The sequence below is a fragment of the Amycolatopsis sp. NPDC023774 genome (assembly GCF_040639695.1).
In the GTDB taxonomy this organism is placed as follows: Bacteria; Actinomycetota; Actinomycetes; order Mycobacteriales; family Pseudonocardiaceae; genus Amycolatopsis.
Genome location: NZ_JBFAAJ010000001.1, coordinates 328,817 through 344,086, shown reverse-complemented (window position 1 = coordinate 344,086; position 15,270 = coordinate 328,817). Strand labels below are relative to the sequence as shown.

The 15,270-nt window shown below is 71.9% G+C and carries 20 protein-coding genes; 12 read left to right on the top strand and 8 right to left on the bottom strand.

The features are described from left to right. Window positions 1–50: 50 nt before the first annotated feature. Genes AB0F91_RS01740 through AB0F91_RS01730 form a run of 3 tightly spaced genes read right to left on the bottom strand, consistent with a single transcriptional unit; the run spans window position 51 to window position 2,895 of the window. Window positions 51–710, bottom strand: coding sequence for a GNAT family protein (locus AB0F91_RS01740; protein WP_360593852.1), 660 nt, complete (start codon window positions 708–710; stop codon window positions 51–53). Continuing rightward, window positions 710–1,993, bottom strand: coding sequence for a gephyrin-like molybdotransferase Glp (glp, locus tag AB0F91_RS01735; protein ID WP_360593851.1), 1,284 nt, complete (start codon window positions 1,991–1,993; stop codon window positions 710–712). The genes AB0F91_RS01740 and glp overlap by 1 nt, the downstream gene beginning before the upstream one ends. After that, window positions 1,990–2,895 carry a UTP--glucose-1-phosphate uridylyltransferase gene (locus AB0F91_RS01730; RefSeq protein WP_360593849.1) on the bottom strand — a complete coding sequence of 302 codons (906 nt, stop codon included), beginning with the start codon at window positions 2,893–2,895 and terminating at the stop codon, window positions 1,990–1,992. Before AB0F91_RS01730 ends, glp begins: the two co-directional genes overlap by 4 nt. A 24-nt stretch (window positions 2,896–2,919) precedes the next feature. Here AB0F91_RS01730 and AB0F91_RS01725 point away from each other — a divergent pair, with 24 nt between their 5' ends. From AB0F91_RS01725 to mscL, 4 genes are all read left to right on the top strand, one after another. Continuing rightward, window positions 2,920–3,513 carry a 5-formyltetrahydrofolate cyclo-ligase gene (locus AB0F91_RS01725; RefSeq protein WP_360593847.1) on the top strand — a complete coding sequence of 198 codons (594 nt, stop codon included), beginning with the start codon at window positions 2,920–2,922 and terminating at the stop codon, window positions 3,511–3,513. 89 nt (window positions 3,514–3,602) lie between these two features. Further along, on the top strand, window positions 3,603–3,911 hold the full coding sequence (locus AB0F91_RS01720) for an FmdB family zinc ribbon protein (protein ID WP_360593845.1): 309 nt from the start codon (window positions 3,603–3,605) through the stop codon (window positions 3,909–3,911). A gap of 130 nt (window positions 3,912–4,041) precedes the next feature. Next, entirely contained in the window at window positions 4,042–4,689 is a 648-nt protein-coding gene (locus AB0F91_RS01715) for an SAF domain-containing protein (RefSeq protein ID WP_360593844.1), read from the top strand. Window positions 4,690–4,746: 57 nt separating this feature from the next. Continuing rightward, window positions 4,747–5,154 carry a large-conductance mechanosensitive channel protein MscL gene (mscL, locus tag AB0F91_RS01710; RefSeq protein WP_360593843.1) on the top strand — a complete coding sequence of 136 codons (408 nt, stop codon included), beginning with the start codon at window positions 4,747–4,749 and terminating at the stop codon, window positions 5,152–5,154. A 3-nt stretch (window positions 5,155–5,157) separates the two neighbouring features. On the opposite strand, the gene AB0F91_RS01705 is transcribed toward mscL, so the two are convergent. Beyond that, the gene (locus AB0F91_RS01705) at window positions 5,158–5,325 is read right to left on the bottom strand and encodes a hypothetical protein (RefSeq protein ID WP_360593842.1); all 168 of its coding nucleotides are present in this window, start codon (window positions 5,323–5,325) and stop codon (window positions 5,158–5,160) included. 90 nt (window positions 5,326–5,415) lie between these two features. Next, a complete protein-coding gene (locus tag AB0F91_RS01700) occupies window positions 5,416–5,916 on the bottom strand; it encodes a MogA/MoaB family molybdenum cofactor biosynthesis protein (protein WP_220244409.1) in 501 nt (166 codons plus the stop codon). Between the two features lie 122 nt (window positions 5,917–6,038). Here AB0F91_RS01700 and AB0F91_RS01695 point away from each other — a divergent pair, with 122 nt between their 5' ends. The 3 genes from AB0F91_RS01695 to AB0F91_RS01685 all read left to right on the top strand — a co-directional run bounded on the left by AB0F91_RS01695 (window position 6,039) and on the right by AB0F91_RS01685 (window position 8,002). Further along, window positions 6,039–7,100, top strand: coding sequence for an SDR family NAD(P)-dependent oxidoreductase (locus AB0F91_RS01695; protein ID WP_360593840.1), 1,062 nt, complete (start codon window positions 6,039–6,041; stop codon window positions 7,098–7,100). 66 nt (window positions 7,101–7,166) lie between these two features. Then, a complete protein-coding gene (locus AB0F91_RS01690; RefSeq protein WP_360593839.1) occupies window positions 7,167–7,493 on the top strand; it encodes a hypothetical protein in 327 nt (108 codons plus the stop codon). Continuing rightward, window positions 7,415–8,002, top strand: a complete 588-nt coding sequence (locus AB0F91_RS01685) for an MBL fold metallo-hydrolase (protein ID WP_360593837.1) — start codon at window positions 7,415–7,417, stop codon at window positions 8,000–8,002. The genes AB0F91_RS01690 and AB0F91_RS01685 overlap by 79 nt, the downstream gene beginning before the upstream one ends. A 26-nt stretch (window positions 8,003–8,028) precedes the next feature. Here the strand turns inward: AB0F91_RS01685 and AB0F91_RS01680 are convergent, their stop codons facing one another. From AB0F91_RS01680 to AB0F91_RS01670, 3 genes are read right to left on the bottom strand one after another with little or no spacing between them, the layout of a single operon-like run. Next, on the bottom strand, window positions 8,029–9,090 hold the full coding sequence (locus AB0F91_RS01680) for a HAMP domain-containing sensor histidine kinase (RefSeq protein WP_360593836.1): 1,062 nt from the start codon (window positions 9,088–9,090) through the stop codon (window positions 8,029–8,031). Further along, window positions 9,087–9,788, bottom strand: a complete 702-nt coding sequence (locus AB0F91_RS01675; RefSeq protein WP_360593834.1) for a response regulator transcription factor — start codon at window positions 9,786–9,788, stop codon at window positions 9,087–9,089. The genes AB0F91_RS01680 and AB0F91_RS01675 overlap by 4 nt, the downstream gene beginning before the upstream one ends. Window positions 9,789–9,796: 8 nt before the next feature. After that, window positions 9,797–11,206, bottom strand: coding sequence for a hypothetical protein (locus AB0F91_RS01670; RefSeq protein WP_360593832.1), 1,410 nt, complete (start codon window positions 11,204–11,206; stop codon window positions 9,797–9,799). A 144-nt stretch (window positions 11,207–11,350) separates the two neighbouring features. Between AB0F91_RS01670 and AB0F91_RS01665 the strand changes: the two genes are divergently transcribed. Genes AB0F91_RS01665 through AB0F91_RS01645 form a run of 5 tightly spaced genes read left to right on the top strand, consistent with a single transcriptional unit; the run spans window position 11,351 to window position 15,195 of the window. Further along, a complete protein-coding gene (locus tag AB0F91_RS01665; protein ID WP_360593831.1) occupies window positions 11,351–12,010 on the top strand; it encodes a glycosyltransferase family 2 protein in 660 nt (219 codons plus the stop codon). Next, complete coding sequence (locus AB0F91_RS01660) at window positions 12,007–12,690, top strand: DUF2064 domain-containing protein (RefSeq protein WP_360593829.1); 684 nt, start codon at window positions 12,007–12,009, stop codon at window positions 12,688–12,690. The genes AB0F91_RS01665 and AB0F91_RS01660 overlap by 4 nt, the downstream gene beginning before the upstream one ends. Further along, entirely contained in the window at window positions 12,687–13,316 is a 630-nt protein-coding gene (locus AB0F91_RS01655; protein ID WP_360593828.1) for a class I SAM-dependent methyltransferase, read from the top strand. Before AB0F91_RS01660 ends, AB0F91_RS01655 begins: the two co-directional genes overlap by 4 nt. After that, window positions 13,313–14,743: a molybdopterin-dependent oxidoreductase gene (locus AB0F91_RS01650; RefSeq protein ID WP_360593827.1), complete on the top strand. Its 1,431-nt coding sequence runs from the start codon at window positions 13,313–13,315 to the stop codon at window positions 14,741–14,743. Before AB0F91_RS01655 ends, AB0F91_RS01650 begins: the two co-directional genes overlap by 4 nt. Further along, entirely contained in the window at window positions 14,740–15,195 is a 456-nt protein-coding gene (locus AB0F91_RS01645) for a hypothetical protein (protein WP_360593826.1), read from the top strand. The genes AB0F91_RS01650 and AB0F91_RS01645 overlap by 4 nt, the downstream gene beginning before the upstream one ends. Window positions 15,196–15,270 lie beyond the last annotated feature (75 nt).

Sequence of the window (15,270 nt, the reverse complement as noted above, 5' to 3'; positions counted from 1 at the left end):
ATCTCACAGTATGTGGTAAAGCGTGATCGGAACCCGACCCCTAGTCACCATCAGAGCAGGTCGGCGCGCCCCATGGCCACGAGCCGGGAGACGAGGCCGTCGCCGATCTCCTCTTTCGTCACGGCGAAGCAGAGGTGGTCGCGCCAGGCGCCGGCGACGTCGAGGTAGCGCTCGAAGAGGCCCTCTTGCCGGTAGCCGGCCTTGGTGAGAACGCGGATGCTCGCGTTGTTCTCCGGCCGCACGGTCGCCTCGAGCCGGTGCAGGCCGGACGCTTCGAAGGCGTGATCCGTCACGAGGGCCACGGCCGCCGTCGCGACCCCGCCGCGCACGATGTCCGACGACACCCAGTACCCGATCCAGGCCGATCGCAGCGAGGCGCGGATGACGTTACCCACCGTGATCTGGCCCGCGAACTTTCCGTCGACCGTGATCGTGAACGGCAGGCACTGCCCGCGCCGCGCGAGGCCTCGCAGGGCCGCCCACTGCGAGGGCCACGACCAGAACGCATTGCGGTCGGGCCACGGCCCGATCCCCGTCGGTTCCCACTGCTCGAGGTGCTCGCGGTCGCGCAGGCGGATGCGGCTCCACTCGCCGGCGTCGCGCAGCCGCACGGGCCGCACGCCGACGACCCCGGCCGGCACGCGCAGCCCACCGAGCTTCGCGGGCCAGCCCGGGTGGCGGCTTTCGACCGGATACGAGTACGAGCCCACTACGCCCGCTGCGCGAGGAACGTGACCTTCACCTGCTCGCCCGCGGCCACCTCGGTGAGGTCCTCGTCCACGGTGATCAGGCAATTCGCCTCCGCCAGCGACGCCAGCAGGTGCGCACCCGACGTGCCGAGCGGCTGCACGAGGTACTCGCCGTTGGCCTCGTCGCGCAGCAGCTGGCCACGCAGGTAGCCGCGCCGGCCCTTCGTCGACGTGATGGGCGACAACAGCCGCGCGCCGACGATGCGCCGGTGCGGGTTGCGCGTGCCGCGCGCGGCGCGGATCAGCGGCCTGACCAGGACCTCGAACACCACCAGGGCGCTCATCGGGTTGCCGGGGATGAGGAACGTCGGCACCGAGTCCGGGCCGAGCCGCCCGAAGCCCTGCACGGAGCCCGGATGCATCCCCACGCGCGTCATGTCGATGTGGCCGAGGTCGGCCAACGCGGCGTGCACCTCGTCGCCCGAAGCGCCGCCGGCGCCGCCCGCGACCACCACGATCTCCGACATCAGCAGCCGACCCTCGACGATCTCGCGCAGCCGCTTCGGGTCGCTCGGCACGATGCCGACGCGGCTCACCTCTGCGCCGGCATCGCGGGCGGCCGCGGCCAGTGCGTAGGAGTTGACGTCGTAGACCTGCCCGACGGACGGCGTGCGGTCGACGTCCACGAGCTCGTCGCCCACGGAAACGATCGACACGCGCGGACGCGGGTAGACCAGCACCTTCGCACGTCCGACGGCGGCGAGCAGGCCCACCTGCGCGGACCCGATGGTGTCGCCCTTGCGCACGGCAACGTCACCGATCTGCACGTCTTCGCCCGCGCGGCGCACGTACGCCGCCGAGGGCACGGACTTGTGCACGGTGAGCTTGGCCTGGTGCCCGTCGGTGTAGGCGGTCGGCACGACGGCGTCGGCGAGCGTCGGCAGCGGCGCGCCGGTGTCCACGCGCACCGCCTGGCCCGGCTGCAGCCGCCGCGGCTGGCGGGAGCCGGCCTGGATCTCGCCGACCACCGGCAGCTGCACCGGCTCCTCCCCGGCGGCGCGGACGTCGACGCTGCGCACCGCGTAACCGTCCACGGCGGCCTGGTCGAAGCCGGGCAGGGCGTGCTCGGCCACCACCTCCTCCGCGCACAGCAGGCCCTGTGCCTCGGAGATCGCCACGCGGACCGGCTGCGGCCGGACGGCGGCGTCCAGCGTCAGCGCGATCTGCGCGTCGACAGAGCGCAGCTCCGCCTCCGCGGGTTCCGGGGCCTCTTCGGCCGGGGCAGCGTCGAGGGAGTCCGTCATGGGCGTTCGGTCCCGATCCGTTCGGTCAGCCACGTCCGTAACGATGGCCCGTATTCGGGCGTTTCAAGCGCGAAATCGACGGCGGCGCGCAGGAAACCACCCGGATTGCCCAGGTCGTGTCGGCCACCGCGGTGCACGACCACGTGGACGGGGTGTCCTTCCTTGATCAGCAGGGCCACCGCGTCGGTCAGCTGGAGCTCGCCGCCGGAGCCCGGCTCGATCCGGCGCAGCGCGTCGAAGATCGCCCGGTCGAGCAGGTAACGCCCGGCGGCCGCGTAGGTCGACGGTGCCTCTTCCGGCCGCGGCTTCTCGACCATGCCGTGAACCTGCTTCACGTCGGGGTCGTCGGTGTCGGAGACGTCGAACACGCCGTAGGGCGAGATCTGCTCCTTGGGGATGTCGAACGCGCAGAGCACGCTGCCGCCGTGCTGCGCGCGCACTGCCGACATGCGGTTGAGCACGCCGGTGGGCAGCACGAGGTCGTCGGGCAGCAGCACGGCGACGGCCTCGTCCTCGTCGGTCAGGTTCGGCTCGGCCTGCGCGACGGCGTGGCCCAGCCCCAGTGCCTGCTCCTGGATGGCGACCTCGACGTCGAGCAGCCGCGACCCGCGGCGCACCTTCTCGAGCAGCTCGGTCTTGCCCTTCGCCTCGAGCGTCTTCTCCAGCTCGGGCTGCGCCTCGAAGTACTTGACCACGGCGTCCTTGCCGGGCGAGGTCACGATCACCAGGCGTTTCGCCCCCGCGGCCGCGGCTTCGCTCGCGACGAGCTCGATCCCCGGTGTGTCGACCACGGGCAGTAGCTCTTTCGGCACCGCCTTCGTGGTCGGAAGGAACCGGGTCCCGAGTCCGGCCGCAGGCACGATGGCTGTTCTGAACGTCTGGGAGGTTGAGGCGCCCGTCATGGGCGCAAAGCCTAACGTGGTCGCATGCTGGCACCGGGCAATGAGCACCTGAGCAAGGCGGAGTGGCGTGCACGAGTTCTTCAGGCGCGCGCCTCAGTGAGCCCTTCGGAGCACGCGGCGGAGGCCGAGGCGCTGGCTTCCGTGGCCGCCTCGGTGGCGGCGGCGACGGTGTGCGCGTACGTGCCGTTCGACACCGAGCCGGGCTCCGTTTCGCTGCTCAACGCGCTGGTCAAGGCCGGTTCCCGGGTGTTACTGCCGGTGATCCCCGACGTCGTCGGGCCGCTGGACTGGGCCGTCTACACGGACGAGTCGAACCTCGTGCCCGGCCGGCTGCGCGGCATCCTCGAGCCGTCGGGGCCGAGGCTGGGCGTCGACGCCGTGTCGGAGGCCGACGTGGTGCTGGTGCCGGCGCTCGCCGTGGACCGCCGCGGGGTGCGGCTCGGACGTGGCGCTGGTCACTACGACCGTTCGCTCACTTCGGGCGATGCGGACCGGTTCGCGGTGGTCCGGGCCGAGGAACTGGTGGATTCGCTCCCAGGTGAGGCTCACGACGTCCCGATGACCGGGGCATTGACCCCCACCGGTCTGGTCCGGTTGCCCACTGCCGCAGTGATGTGAGCCAGGGGGAATTGCGCACGGGGAATGCCGTCCAGCACAATCGGGTTAGCACTCTTGTCTCACGAGTGCCAGCGCATGAAGGAGCTCCAGTGCCCACGTACCAGTACGCCTGCAAGGAATGCGACCACCGCTTCGAGGCCGTGCAGTCCTTTTCCGACGCCAGCCTGACCGTCTGCCCCCAGTGCTCCGGTCCGCTGCGCAAGGTCTTCAGCTCGGTCGGCGTGGTCTTCAAGGGCAGCGGGTTCTACCGCACCGACTCGCGTGACTCGTCGAAGTCCTCGACCGCGGCCGCCACGCCGGCGAAGTCCGAGACCAAGACGGAGACCAAGAGCGAGTCGAAGACGGACTCTTCATCGTCCTCCTCGACCACGACGAAAACGGCCTCGACCGCGTCCTGACTCCCTGGGTTATCCACAAGGGGGTAGTTGTCCACAGGTCGCGGAAGTTCCTCTTTCCGCTGGTCACCACCGTCCCTAACGTCGGTTCCGTGCGGCATCGCGCCGCACGGGGACCGACGAGGGGACGACCGTGGACACTCTGCTCAACCGCCTGACCGATCTGCACTTGCTGCGCGGCAGGCGCGCCCGGCTGCTTCGCCGGTTCCTGGCCGCGGCTCTGCTGCTGGCCGGCTTGCTCCTCCTTCTGCACCCCGCTTCCGCTCGTGGTGCGCCTTCCACAGCCACAGTGGTGGCCGCGCGGGACCTGCCCGTGGGCTCCGTGCTGCGCGCCGCCGATCTCAGGCTGGCCGACCTTCCCGACGACGTCCGGCCCGCCGGCGCGCTCGGCGACGTCGGCGTGGCCGTGGGCCGGTTGCTGTCCGGCGCCGCGCGGGCAGGGGAGCCGCTGACAGACGTCCGCCTGCTGGGAACGGCCCTCCCCGCCAAAGGGGACTCCGGCACGGTCACCGTCGCCGTGCGGCTCGCCGACGCGGGCGTCGCGGAGCTGCTGCGGCCGGGTCAGCACGTCGGCGTCGTGGCGGCTCCCGATGCCACACACACCGCCGCTGAGCTGGTGAAGGACGCCACGGTGGTCACCGTGCACCGTCCCGAAGGCGGGGGTCAGGGGGTGATCGCACCCGACCACGGCCCGTTGGTGCTCCTCGCGCTGCCCGTGAGCGTTGCCACCGAGGTCGCCGCGACGTCGCTGGAACGACCGGTTACGGTTACTCTCCGCTAACCCGTCCCTGTTCCGATGGGCGACGGCACCCCCGTAGAACCTCTCGAGGAGTGGCACATGCTGAAGGGCTTCAAGGACTTCCTGATGCGCGGAAACGTCGTGGACCTGGCGGTCGCGGTCGTGATCGGCGCCGCGTTCACCGCGATCGTCACCGCGTTCACCAACGGCTTGATCAAGCCGCTGATCAACGCCATCGGGGGTAGTGATGCCGCGCAGGGCCTCGGGTTCTACATCTTCGATTCGAACAGGGGCACATTCCTGGACTTCGGGTCCGTGATCAACGCGGCGATCAACTTCGTGATCGTGGCCGCCATCGTGTACTTCCTGTTCGTGCTGCCCGTGAAGCACCTTCAGGAGCGCCGCAAGCGCGGCCAGGAGCCGGGTCCGGCGGAGCCCACCGACGTCGAGCTGCTCACCGAGATCCGCGACCTGTTGCGGGCGCAGGCCACCAAGTCGGACGCCTGAGGGTCAGCGGTCGTGGTGCGGTGGCCGGTTCTCCAGGTACCAGGAGTCCGGGGTGTCCCCGCTCAGCCCTCGCTCGTCCGAGGTGGTCTCGGGCAGCACGTCACCGAAGATCTCGTCGACCCGGCGGCGCTCGGCCGCGGGGTCGCGGGGACGGCGTTCTTCACGTGGCATGACCCCATCGTCCCACTCGCTGTTTGACAACTGCACAGAGAGACGCGAATCGCCCGGCCCACGTGGTGACGGGCCAGGCGCAAGAGGGGTTCAGACCTCGTCGAGGCCGGAGAGCTCGTCGATCACGTGCGGCACGAGCGACGACAGGGTGGCCATGCCGTCGCGCACCGCGGCGCGCGAGCCGGCGAGGTTGACGACCAGCGTGCTGCCCGAAACGCCCGCGAGGCCGCGGGAGATCCCGGCGTCGACCGCGCCCGCGGCGAGGCCCGACGCGCGCAGCGCCTCCCCGATGCCCGGAATCGGCCGGTCGAGCACGCCGGCCGTGGCGTCGGGCGTGCGGTCGCGTGGCGACACCCCGGTGCCGCCGACGGTGATCACGAGGTCGGCACCACCGATCACCGCGGTGTTGAGCGCGTTGCGGATGCCGGCGGTCTCGGCCTCGACCACCACGACGCCGTCGACGATGAAGCCGGCCTCTTCGAGCAGCTCGGTGACGAGCGGTCCGGTGTTGTCCTCGTGCTCGCCGTGGGCGACCCGGTCGTCCACGATCACCACGAGGGCCCGGCCCAGCCGCTGTGCGCTCCGTTCCATGCCGACACCGTATCCGGTGACGGCACCCGCCCGCCGCCGTGGGCGGGTGATTCCTGACGATTCGGTGACGTGGTCCGGCGGGAACGGGCGTGGTCCGGTCCGCGCGCCCTAGCGTCGGCGGTGTGCGAGTACTGATCACCGGTGGAGCCGGGTTCATCGGGTCCCACGTCGCGGACCAACTGGCCGACGAGGGCGACGAGGTCGTGGTGCTGGACACCCTCCTGCCCACTGCCCACGGCACGGCGACACCGCCGAAGTACACGGGCCGCCACCGGTTCGTGCGCGGCGACGTCACGGACCCGGACGAGGTCGCCGAGCTGCTCCAGGGCGTCGACGCGGTTTGCCACCAAGCGGCCGTCGTAGGGCACGGCGTCGATCCGTCGGACGCGCCGTCGTACGCGCTGAACAACGACTACGGCACAGCTGTGCTACTGGCCGGGATGCACGCGGCCGGGGTCCGCAAGCTCGCGCTCGCGTCGTCGATGGTGGTCTACGGCGAGGGCCGCTACTCGTGCCCGCGCCACGGGATCGTGCCGCCTTCGCCACGGCGGCAGTCCGATGTGGACGCCGGACGGTTCGAGCCCACGTGCGGCGACTGTGGCGTGGAGCTGCATTGGCAACTTGTGCCCGAAGGTGCACCGCTTCTACCCAGAAGTACTTACGCCGCAACGAAACTGGCGCAGGAGCACCTCGCCGGCGCGTGGGCGCGGCAGACGGGCGGCACGGTGTGGGCGCTGCGCTACCACAACGTGTACGGCCCGCGCATGCCGCAGAACACGCCGTATGCCGGTGTGGCCTCGTTGTTCCGTTCGTCGCTCGAGCGCGGTGAGGCGCCGACCGTGCTGGAGGACGGGCGGCAGCAGCGGGATTTCGTCCACGTGCACGACGTCGCGCGCATCAACGCCCTGGCGCTGCACGCCGAAGGGCCGAGCGGCAACATCACGCCGCTCAACGTCTGCTCGGGTGACCCGCACACGGTGGGCGACCTCGCAAGGGAGTTGGCGCGCGCGTACGGCGGACCGGAGCCGCGGATCGTCGGCGGCGCGCGGCCCGCGGACGTCCGACATGTGGTCGCCGACCCCGCTCTGGCCAGGAAATTGCTGGGGTTCACGGCGGAAACCACGTTCGAGGAGGGCATCACCTCGTTCGCCACGGCGGAGTTGCGCGCCCCAGTCGGCGCCTGAGGCTCCGCTTGAGACGAAGGTCACTTCCCGGAGTTATTTCCGGGAAGCGTGATCTTGGTCGTGTGCATGCGGTCCATCGAGGTGGGGAACATCGAGATCCATGCGCTGGCCGACGGCCGGCGCCGGCGGCCGGCGCCGTTCTTCCCGGGACTCGACGCCGGAAGACATCCCGACGCGTTCGCTGAAGACGGCACCGTCCACGTGCCCACGGGTGCGTTCCTCCTCCGCGGCAACGGCCGGACGATCCTCGTCGATGCGGGCCTCGGCCCGCGCGAGATCGAGTTCCGGAAGGCCTGCGGCCCGACGACGGCGACATGGGCGCGGGTGGCGGCCTGCCCATCGCTCTCGCCGAGGCCGGGTGCTCACCGGCCGACGTCGACACGGTTCTGCTGACGCACCTGCACTCCGATCACGTCGGCTGGCCGGCGCCGCAGGGGAAGCCGTACTTCCCGAACGCCACGGTGCTCTACGGCGCGCAGGACTGGGCCGCACTCGTGGAGCCGGTCGGACGCCACGACTGGACGCGGATCGGGCTGGAAACCGTGCGCAGCCACGGACACCTGCGTGCACTGAACGGCGACGTGGAGATCGCGCCGGGCGTCATCGAGCGGCACGCGCCCGGGCACACACCGGGTCACTACGTCGTGGACATCACCGCGGACGACCGTCGTGTCGTGCTGCTCGGCGACGTGCTCCACACGCCGGCGCAGCTGGTCGACTCGAACATCCGGTTCATCAGCGACAGCGATCCGTCGCTCGCGATGCTGACCCGGCAGCAGTGGCTGCGCCAGGTCGCGGGCACCGACACGATCGTCGCGCCCGCGCACTTCCCGGGGATGCAGTTCTTCCGCGTGACCGCGGAACGGGCGGCGGAGCCGGTGGAGGCCGTCACCGCCGGCTGACCGGTCCGTCCACTGTGGTCGCCCGGTCAGACGCCCGCGGCGACCTTGGCCAGCGGCAGCCGGACCTCGAAGCGGCAGCCTGGGCCGTGGTTGTGCACGCCGATGTGACCGCGGTGGGCTTCGACGAGGCCCTTGGCGATCGCCAGGCCGAGGCCACCGCCGGAGGTCGTGCCGCTGCGGTCGGGGGTGCGGGCCTGGGTGCCGCGGAAGGCGACGTCGAAGACGCGGCCGATCTCGTCGTCCGGGATGCCGCCGCAGGAGTCGTCGACGGCGAGGATGGCCTGGTCGCCGTCGATGTCGAGCTGCACGGCGACCGTGCCGTCGGGCGGGGTGTGGCGGATGGCGTTGGAGACGAGGTTGCGCACGATTCGGGCGAGCTCCGGGTCGCTGCCGGACACGACCGGCCACGCGTCAGCGTTCTCCAGCACGCGCACGCGTTTGCGCTCGGCCACGGGTGACTGCGCGGCGACCGCGTCGCTCACGACGTCGCGCAACGGCACGGCGGACATCGTGAGTTCCAGCGCGCCCGCGGTGATGCGGGAGAGCTCGAACAGGTCGCCCACCATGCCCGAGAGCCGGGTGGTCTCACCGCCGATGCGCTGAGCGTAGTCGGCGACCTCGTGGCGCTCGGAAACCACGCCGTCGGCCAGCGCCTCGGCCATGGCCTGGATACCGGCAAGCGGACTGCGCAGGTCGTGACTGATCCAGGCGACGAGCTCGCGCCGGGACGCTTCGGCGGCGCGTTCGCGTTCGCGCGCCTCGCGTTCCCACACGCTGCGGCGCGCGATCACGCGGCCGAGCACGATCGCGGCGGGCACGGTGACGAGGGCGACGAGCAGGCAGACCAGCAGCTCCGTCATCAGGGCCTCGGTGAACATGAAGCCACTGATGCCGAGCACGCCGACGAGCAGGGCGACCACGGGGATGAGCACGAGCACCGTCATCGTGGTGGCCAGCGAGCCGTGGCGGAGCTTGTAGAGCACCAGCCCGCCGACCGCGGCCACCGGCAGCGCGAACAGCAGCGCGAACGGCAGGATGTGCAGGACGTGGCTGAACATCTCCAGGGCGGATTCACCGGCGTTGATCATGACTGCTCCCGGTCGTAGCGGTAGCCGACGCCCCAGACGGTGGCGACCCGCGTCGGCTTGGCCGGGTCGCGTTCGATCTTTTCGCGCAGCCGTCGCACGTGGACGGTCACCGTGGACTGGTCGCCGAAATCCCAGCCCCACACCTTCTCGAGCAGGTCGGCGCGGGAGAAGGCCACGCCCGGATGGCCGAGGAAGAACGCGAGCAGGTCGAACTCGCGCGTGGTCAGCGGCAGCTCCGCACCGGCGAGGGTGGCCTGGCGGGCGGTCATCTGCAGACGCAGGTCGCCGTCGACGAGCTCAGGCGCGGGTGGGGCGGCACGCGGCATGCGGGCGCGGCGCAGCACCGAGGCCACCCGCAACGCCAGCTCCTTGGGGCTGAACGGTTTGGTGACGTAGTCGTCGGCACCCAGCTGGAGGCCGGCGATGCGGTTCTCCTCCTCGCCGAGGGCGGTGAGCATCACGATGGGCACGTGACTCACCTGGCGCAGGCGCCGGCAGACCTCGAGGCCGTTGATGCCCGGCATCATCACGTCGAGCACCACGAGGTCGGGGTCGCGTTCGGCGAACAGCGCGAGGCCCGCGGCGCCGTCGCCCGCGACGTCGACCGTGAAGCCGGCGACCTCGAGGTAGCGGCGGACGACGTCGCGCACCGTCTCGTCGTCGTCGACCACGAGCACGCGTCCGGCCTGGTCCTCCATGCCTCACCTCACCAGCTCGTCAGAAGAAGATGGTTGACCGCCAATGCGGTCACCGCCTGCCCGGCCAGCCACCAGCGGCGGCCGGGTGCGGGCAACAAGGCCGTCATCGGCAGTAGCCACGCGCCGAACGGTAGCCAGATGCGTTCCACCTCCGCCTTCGACAGGCCGGACACGTCGGCGAACACGATCGTGACCACGGCGGCGATGCCGAGCAGCAGGACCGGATCGCGCAGCAGGCAGCGACGCGACTCGGGCAGGAACGCCCCGGTGACCCCGCGGCGAGCAGCGGCGACCACCGCCGGGCCGGCAGCGACGGCGACGGCGGCCAGGTCGGCCCACACCCAGTACGAGTATGGCCGAAGCATGGCGATGCCCTGGTAGTAGCGCTCGACGACGAGGTGATAGCCGTCGAGCCACCAGAAGCCGGCCAGCGCGAAGGCGGCCACCACGACCAGCGCGCCGACCACCGCGAGGGCGGCGGCGCGCCACTGGCGGCCGAGCACGGCGACGGCGATCGCAACGAGGCCGAGCAGCACGAGGCCGTAGGAGAGGAAGGCGCCGTAGCCGAGGAGCACGCCCGCCGCCAGCGCGGTGGGCACGGCGTAGCGGCGGCCGTGGGTGAAGCCGACCGCGGCCAGGGCGAGCAGTGCGATGCCGGTGGCCATGACGCCGGCGAAGAGGCCGTCGGCGGAGACGCCCAGCCACACCGCACCCGGGGAGAGCACGGCGAAGGGCAGCACGGCGCGGGCGGCGCTCCGGCGGCCGAGCAGCGACACCGTGGCCGGCACGGCGACGGCCACGAGGGCGGCGACCAGGACCACGGCGGTGGAGGCCCAGGCGCCGCCGCGCAGGCCCAGGTGGTCGAGCCAGACGAACACCAACGTCGCGCCCGGCGGGTGGCCGGAGACGTGCGTGGTCCACGAGTTCGGCTGGAAGTCGAGGATGCGGGAGCTGAACTCGCGCAGGAAACGCGGGATGTCCGTGATGCCGGGCACCTCGTGGAGGTACTCCTGCGGGGTGGTCAGGCGGCCGGTGAAGCCGCGCGACCAGCCGTCGATCATCGCGAGGGAGAAGATCCAGGCGAGTGACGTCGCGTACCCGGCGGCGAGGGCCCGTCGCCAGGACAGCCGGGACGCGACCGCGGGGCCCCACAGGACCACGGCGGCCGCGACCAACACGGCGAACACCGAGCCCGGGCCCACGTGGGGCAGCCAGTGGGCGAAGATCGGCGCGGCGGGCGCGTAGATCACCACGCCGGAGTTCGGACGGTTGAAGTAGGCCCCGACGGCGGCCAAGGCGGCGACCAGCGCGAGGGCGGCGCCGACCGCGATCAGGTCGCCACGCGCGCCGGCGCGGCGGGGCTCGGGTGGTGGCGCGGGCGGCTCGGCGAGCCGGGCAGCCGAAGTCGACTCGCTCATCGACCGCACGATAACCCCGGTCGAGGCCTCTCACGGGCCCGGAAGAGGCAGCCGTGAGAACTCGGTAAGAACTGGGTACGCGTCATGATTCGGTAAGCACCGCAAGGCTTCCCGACCGTCCACTACGGACCTAGCGTACGCCCGGTGAGCGATCTTCAGGTAGACGTCGTGCTCCCGTGCCTCGACGAGGCGGGCGCGCTGCCCGCTGTGCTGGCCGCGCTGCCGGCGGGATTCCGCGCGATCGTGGTGGACAACGGCTCGTCGGACGGCTCGCCCGACGTGGCGGCCGCGCTCGGCGCGAAGGTGGTGGACGAGCCTCGCCGCGGGTACGGCGCGGCCGTGCACACGGGGCTCGAGGCCGCGACGGCGGAGATCGTGTGCTTCGCCGACGCCGACGGCTCCCTCGACCTCGGTGACCTGCCGCGCCTGGTGGCCGCGGTGGAAGGCGGCGCGGATCTCGCCGTGGGGCGCCGGGTGCCGACGCACGCGGGTGTGTGGCCGTGGCACGCGCGGGCGGGCAACGCCGTGCTGTCCCTGTTGCTGCGCAGCCGGGGGCTTCCCGTGCGGGACATCGCGCCGCTGCGCGCGGCGCGGCGGGACGCGTTGCTGGCGCTGGGCGTCACCGATCGCGCCTTCGGTTACCCATTGGAGCTGCTGATCCGTGCGCAACGCGCGGGCTGGCGGGTGCGGGAGTTCGACGTGACCTACGGGGAGCGCGCGAAGGGCACGAAGTCGAAGGTGTCCGGGTCGGTGCGGGGCACGCTGCGCGCGGTCCGCGACTTCGGGCGGGTGCTGGCCCGATGACCTCCCGGTTCTGCGTGCTGGTGGTCGCCAAGGCGCCCGTGCCCGGCTTCGCGAAGACCCGCCTGTGCCCGCCGGCGACAGCGCGGCAGGCCGCGGAGATCGCCGCGGCGGCGTTGCTGGACACGCTCGACGCCGTGTGCGCGACTCCGGGTGCGCTGCCCGTGGTCGCGATGACCGGTGACCTGGGCTCGGCCGCGCGCGGGAGCGAGATCGGCCGGTCGCTGCGGCGGGCGACGGTGATCGCCCAGCGCGGCTGGGACTTCGGGGCGCGGCTGGCCAACGCGCACGCCGACACGGCGTCGGTGCACGCCGGGCTGCCGGTGCTGCAGATCGGGATGGACACCCCGCAGGTGACGCCGGAGCTGCTGAGCGCGTCGATCGAGCCCGTGCTGCGCGGCGTGCACGACGCGGTGCTGGGGCCGGCGGAAGACGGCGGCTGGTGGGGGCTCGGGCTCAGGGACCCGCACCACGCGCAGGTGCTGGCGGGCGTGCCGATGTCGCAAGCGGACACGGGCGTTCGCACGATTCGGGCGCTGGCGGCGGTCGGCCTGTCGGCCGGCCCGCTGCCGGGACTGTCCGATGTGGACACGATGGGTGACGCCGTGCGCGTGGCCGCGGAGGCGCCGAGCGGGCGGTTCGCGGCGGCCGTGCGCGCGGTCGAGGGACGGGAAGTGGCGTGAGGAAACTGAGTACCGGCACGGAGTTCGACCGCGGGCTGCTGGGGCAGCACTGCTGGCTGGAGCTCGCCAACGGCGACCGGGTCGACCTGCCCGTCGACCGCTGGACCGACGGCTGTGACCTGGGCGACACCGTGCTGCTCGACGCGTGCGACGGCCCGACGCTCGACATCGGCTGCGGCCCGGGCCGGCTCACGGCGGCGTTGGCGAAGCGCGGTGTGGTGGCGCTGGGTGTGGACACCTCGCCCACGGCTGTGCGGCTGACGCAGGAGCGGGGCGCGGTGGCGTTGCGGCGGGACGTCTTCATGCCGCTGCCCGGGGAGGGGCGCTGGCAGCACGCGTTGCTGGCCGACGGGAACATCGGCATCGGGGGCGACCCGGTCGTGCTGCTGGACCGGATGCGGGAGCTGATCGCGCCCGACGGGGACGTGCTGGTGGAGCTGGAGCCGCTGGGGCAGGGTGTGCGGCGGGAGGCCGTGCGGCTGCTGCCGGGTTCGGCGGGGCCGTGGTTCGGCTGGGCGTGGGTCGGGGCCGACGCGATCGCGGCTGTGGCCATGCGCGCGGGGTTCCGCGTGGACTGGACCACGAGCCGGGACCACCGTTGGTTCGCGAGGCTGGAGCAGGCATGACCGACGAGCAGCACATCGACGACACTCGGCCGGACGGCGACTGGGCCGAGAGCTCCGTGGACACCGAAGAGCCCGAGGCACCACGGGAACACCGGCTCGGTGCGGCGTGGAAGCGCTTCGACGCGCGCGTGTCCGAGGCGCAGGTCCGGTTCGGTGAGCGGGCCGCGCAGGCGCGAGCGGGTGCCGTGCGCGCGAAAGTCCGGGCGGAGCAGGCGAAAGCACGGGTCGACGAGCGGATCGAGAAACTGCCGATCCCGCGTGAGGAGCAGTTCAAGGGCGGGGCGCACGGCGAGCGCGTGACGGCGCGGATCGGCTCGCTGCTGGGGCTGGCGTTCCTCATCTGCTTCGTCACGGGCCTGCTCAGCCACCTGATCCAGCACCCGCCGGGGTGGTTCTTCTGGCCGAGCCGTCCGGTGTGGCTGTACCGCCTGACGCAGGGAGCGCACGTGATCTCGGGCATCGCGGCGATCCCGTTGCTGCTGGCGAAGCTGTGGAGCGTCTTCCCGAAGCTGTTCGAGCGGCCGTTGGTGAAGTCGTTGCCGCACGCGCTCGAGCGGGTGTCGATCCTGGTGCTGTCGGGGTCGGCGTTCTTCGAGCTGAGCTCGGGGTTGCTGAACGTCGCGCAGAACTACCCGTGGAACTTCTACTTCCCGGAAGTGCACTACGCGGTGGCGTGGGTGGCGATCGGGTCGGTGGTGGTGCACGTGGCGGTGAAACTGCCGATCGTGCGGCGGGCCCTGACCCGCGAGACGGTGCCGGCAGAACAGCCCGAGACGGCGCCGCAAGCTCAGCCCGAAGAACAACCGGCGACGAAGGCCGCGAAGAAGCCGGTCTACGGGTTCACCCGACGCGGTTTCCTGAGGACCACGTGGATCGCGACGGGGGTGGCGGTGCTGTCGACCGCGGGCGCGACGGTGCCGTGGCTGAAGGACGTCTCCGGCCTGTCGTGGAAGACCGACAAGGGCCTGCAGAAGCTGCCGGTGAACCGCACGGCCGTCGCGGCGCGCGTGACGCGGACGGCGGTCGACCCGAACTGGCGGCTGTCGGTGGTGACGCGGGGCCGGACCAAGCAGTTCACGCTGGCCGACCTGCGGGCGCTGCCGCAGGTGAGCGCTGAGCTGCCGATCGCGTGCGTCGAGGGCTGGAGCCAGATGGCGAGCTGGCGTGGGATCTCCTTCCCGACGCTGCTGCGCGCGGTCGGGGCCGAGCCGGGCGCGGAGGTGCGCGTGTCGTCGCTCGACAAGACCGGCCTGTACGGCGCCAGCACGCTCCCGGGTGTGCACACGGCAGACGACCTGACCCTGCTGGCGCTGGAGCTCAACGGCGAGGTGCTCGACGTCGACCACGGCTACCCGTGCCGGGTGATCGCGCCGAGCCGTCCCGGCGTGCTCCAGACGAAGTGGGTCGAAAAGCTGGAGGTGCTGTGAAGGTCATCCGGATCCTGCTCGCGCTGGCGGGCCTGGCGGCGCTGGGCTTCGGCGCGTCGCTGTTCGTCGACTACGCCGCGCCCGCGTGGCCGGAGAGCTTCAAGACCGTGCTGTGGATTGGCGGCGGGCCGATCGTCAACGACGCCGTGTTCGCGCCGGTGGCGGGTGTGCTCGGTCTGCTGCTCTCGCGCGTGCTGCCCGTGGCGTGGCGCGCGCCGGTTCAGGTGGGGGCGGTGCTGACGGCCGTGCTCGGGTTCATCGCGTTCCCGTTGCTGTGGCGCACCTACGGCGTCATCCCCAAACCGGGCCTGCACGACGGCAACACGTGGGCGGGGCTGCTGCTAACGCTGGCGGTGGTGTGGGCCGTCGTGATCCTCACCGGGTTGGCCCGCATGGTGCTCGCTCGCCGGAAGCCGCGCCGTCCCGCGCCGAAGAGCGTCGCCGCTCAGTAAGCCGGGCAACGGCCCGAAGACCTCCCCGTACCGCCTCCGACTCGGTACGGAGAGGTCTCCGTGCGGGTTGTGGGA

Excerpts from the sequence above, each read along its gene's own strand:
- AB0F91_RS01670 (WP_360593832.1), bottom strand. The coding sequence starts at position 11,206 with ATGAGCGAGTCGACTTCGGCTGCCCGGCTCGCCGAGCCGCCCGCGCCA.
- AB0F91_RS01685 (WP_360593837.1), top strand. The coding sequence starts at position 7,415 with ATGGGCGCGGGTGGCGGCCTGCCCATCGCTCTCGCCGAGGCCGGGTGC.
- AB0F91_RS01690 (WP_360593839.1), top strand. The coding sequence starts at position 7,167 with ATGCGGTCCATCGAGGTGGGGAACATCGAGATCCATGCGCTGGCCGAC.
- AB0F91_RS01730 (WP_360593849.1), bottom strand. The coding sequence starts at position 2,895 with ATGACGGGCGCCTCAACCTCCCAGACGTTCAGAACAGCCATCGTGCCT.
- AB0F91_RS01675 (WP_360593834.1), bottom strand. The coding sequence starts at position 9,788 with ATGGAGGACCAGGCCGGACGCGTGCTCGTGGTCGACGACGACGAGACG.
- AB0F91_RS01705 (WP_360593842.1), bottom strand. The coding sequence starts at position 5,325 with ATGCCACGTGAAGAACGCCGTCCCCGCGACCCCGCGGCCGAGCGCCGC.
- AB0F91_RS01660 (WP_360593829.1), top strand. The coding sequence starts at position 12,007 with ATGACCTCCCGGTTCTGCGTGCTGGTGGTCGCCAAGGCGCCCGTGCCC.
- AB0F91_RS01680 (WP_360593836.1), bottom strand. The coding sequence starts at position 9,090 with ATGATCAACGCCGGTGAATCCGCCCTGGAGATGTTCAGCCACGTCCTG.
- AB0F91_RS01725 (WP_360593847.1), top strand. The coding sequence starts at position 2,920 with ATGCTGGCACCGGGCAATGAGCACCTGAGCAAGGCGGAGTGGCGTGCA.
- mscL (WP_360593843.1), top strand. The coding sequence starts at position 4,747 with ATGCTGAAGGGCTTCAAGGACTTCCTGATGCGCGGAAACGTCGTGGAC.
- glp (WP_360593851.1), bottom strand. The coding sequence starts at position 1,993 with ATGACGGACTCCCTCGACGCTGCCCCGGCCGAAGAGGCCCCGGAACCC.
- AB0F91_RS01650 (WP_360593827.1), top strand. The coding sequence starts at position 13,313 with ATGACCGACGAGCAGCACATCGACGACACTCGGCCGGACGGCGACTGG.
- AB0F91_RS01700 (WP_220244409.1), bottom strand. The coding sequence starts at position 5,916 with ATGGAACGGAGCGCACAGCGGCTGGGCCGGGCCCTCGTGGTGATCGTG.